Origin of the sequence: Vibrio sp. 10N.261.52.A1, assembly GCF_002876325.1 — a bacterium.
Taxonomy (GTDB): Bacteria; Pseudomonadota; Gammaproteobacteria; order Enterobacterales; family Vibrionaceae; genus Vibrio; species Vibrio chagasii.
Genome location: NZ_MCYD01000072.1, coordinates 1 through 1,940, shown reverse-complemented (window position 1 = coordinate 1,940; position 1,940 = coordinate 1). Strand labels below are relative to the sequence as shown.

The window sequence follows — 1,940 nt, the reverse complement described above, 5'->3', positions numbered from 1 at the left end:
TTATTGTTCTCTTTTTACAAACGGTATTTTCTATTATCTCTGTTTTTCAAGTTAATTACCAAAGCTAAACTGTATTCAACTTATCGAGATAACCCAATCAAAAACACAGTGTTTCAAAGAAGACTGTTATGGAGAAAACAATGTCAAACAATCAAGTATTAGAAGCGTGTAAGCAAGGCATTAACGCATGGCAAAAAGCATTCAACAGCCAAGATGCGAAAGGTTGTGCAGATCAATATACAGAGAACTGCGTAATGGAAGCTCGTCCATTTGGTACTTTTGAAGGTCGTGAAGCGATTCAAGTATTTTGGCAAGGTATCATGGACCAAGGTTTCAAAGACGTTGATTACACTGACGTAAAATGGGAAGAACACCCAGAAGGCGGATACATCCTTACTGCTAGTTGGACAATGAACAAAGCATTCGGTGTTGTACACCGTGAACACTGGGCTCTACAAGCCGATGGCTGTGCTCGCCTAGTAAGCGACGACTTCGAAGTTCAAGGCGAACGCTAGAGACGAGTAGCCCAAAACAGTAGCAAAAACAAAAGCCAGCACCCTGCCAGGTTGCTGGCTTTTTTGTATAACAACACAGCCCCGCTCCGTCACTGTTTCAACTAAACACAATCATTATCCGCACCAAAGGATTGATAGATTTATCTTTAGTTTCCATGACATAGCACCAAGTGTGATACTTGCTGCAAACTATCGAATCTCACTTATTGAGAACCAAAGACGACTTGAGATGTTGTTATTGCTGAGCCATTCTTTGTATAAATGATGGAGAGCTTTTCCATCACAATTAAAGAGAGTGACAAGGAATTCGAATGATAAAAATGTTGGTTTGTGACTTTGACGGTACACTCGATGGCGGCCCTTCTCATGGGGTTAATCAACTTTTCAATTACCTTACAGAGCAACCCGATATCCGCTTTATCATCGCGACCGGTAGAACTCTCCCTTCCATTCAAGTTGGCTTGGCATCAGATAACTACCCAGAACCACACAGCATCATCAGTGATGTTGGAACAAGAATTCACCACAACCATATCCAAAAACCTGACCATATCTGGCATGAGAAACTCGAAGCATCGTGGAATAAGTCAAAGGTAGAGTCGGCGCTAGCGCCACTCGACTTTATGGGTGAACGCTTAGAAGGCCACCAAGGTCCCCATAAGATGACCTTTGAGGGTAAGCTGTCTGAACCTCAGCATGCATTAATTGAATCACAATTAGAATCCCATGGCTTAGATGTCCACCTCACCTATTCACACGACTGGTATCTGGATATCACACCAAAAGGCGTCAATAAAGCAACGGCAATCCATCACCTGCTGAAGCAACATGACTTGAGTATTGAACAGGTGTGTGTTGCCGGTGACTCAGCGAACGATACATCAATGCTTACGATAGAGGGTGTGAACTCAATATTAGTAGCAAACCACTACCCTGAAGTGGCTCATCTATCAGACAGAGATAACGTATATACCAGTAAGGCGACCCATGCCGAAGGTGTGCTAGAAGGCCTTAAATACTGGCAACAACGAGCTTCAAGTAACCGCTAATATATATCCTCGCAGCTTCCAGCTGTGCAGTTCAATCGAAGCTGGGTTCCTTGCTACTTCCAACCAGGGAGCCACGCTTGATTGTCGGTGAGGTCGCGCCAATTTATCGCTTCTTCCCGTTTCGTCATCACCGCTTCGATCAAACAGCGCACCACTTCTCCTTCGTCAAACTCTACCTCCGTAACCATGAAGTGCTTTTCCTTTTTCACCGGGCTAACGGCCGTCCACTTACTACGAAATAGTTTCTTGGGGTTGATACGGTTCATGGGCTTTTCCTGTCTCAATTGCAACAGAACTTTATAAGACTTGTAGATTTAAAAAGATCACTACATACCAAAAAACATAATTTAAATCCAAGTACGCCACAAGTAAGATC

3 protein-coding genes are annotated in these 1,940 nt (G+C 43.4%); 2 read left to right on the top strand and 1 reads right to left on the bottom strand.

Going from position 1 to position 1,940, the window contains the following annotated elements:
* The first annotated feature begins 140 nt into the window (after positions 1–140).
* Positions 141–515, top strand: a complete 375-nt coding sequence (locus tag BCT81_RS01060; protein WP_102423018.1) for a nuclear transport factor 2 family protein — start codon at positions 141–143, stop codon at positions 513–515.
* Between the two features lie 311 nt (positions 516–826).
* The gene (locus BCT81_RS01055; protein WP_102423017.1) at positions 827–1,564 is read left to right on the top strand and encodes an HAD-IIB family hydrolase; all 738 of its coding nucleotides are present in this window, start codon (positions 827–829) and stop codon (positions 1,562–1,564) included.
* Between the two features lie 53 nt (positions 1,565–1,617).
* Here the strand turns inward: BCT81_RS01055 and BCT81_RS01050 are convergent, their stop codons facing one another.
* On the bottom strand, positions 1,618–1,830 hold the full coding sequence (locus BCT81_RS01050; protein ID WP_102423016.1) for a TIGR02450 family Trp-rich protein: 213 nt from the start codon (positions 1,828–1,830) through the stop codon (positions 1,618–1,620).
* Positions 1,831–1,940 lie beyond the last annotated feature (110 nt).

Coding starts and splice junctions, on each gene's coding strand:
- BCT81_RS01060 (WP_102423018.1), top strand. CDS start 141: ATGTCAAACAATCAAGTATTAGAAGCGTGTAAGCAAGGCATTAACGCA.
- BCT81_RS01055 (WP_102423017.1), top strand. CDS start 827: ATGATAAAAATGTTGGTTTGTGACTTTGACGGTACACTCGATGGCGGC.
- BCT81_RS01050 (WP_102423016.1), bottom strand. CDS start 1,830: ATGAACCGTATCAACCCCAAGAAACTATTTCGTAGTAAGTGGACGGCC.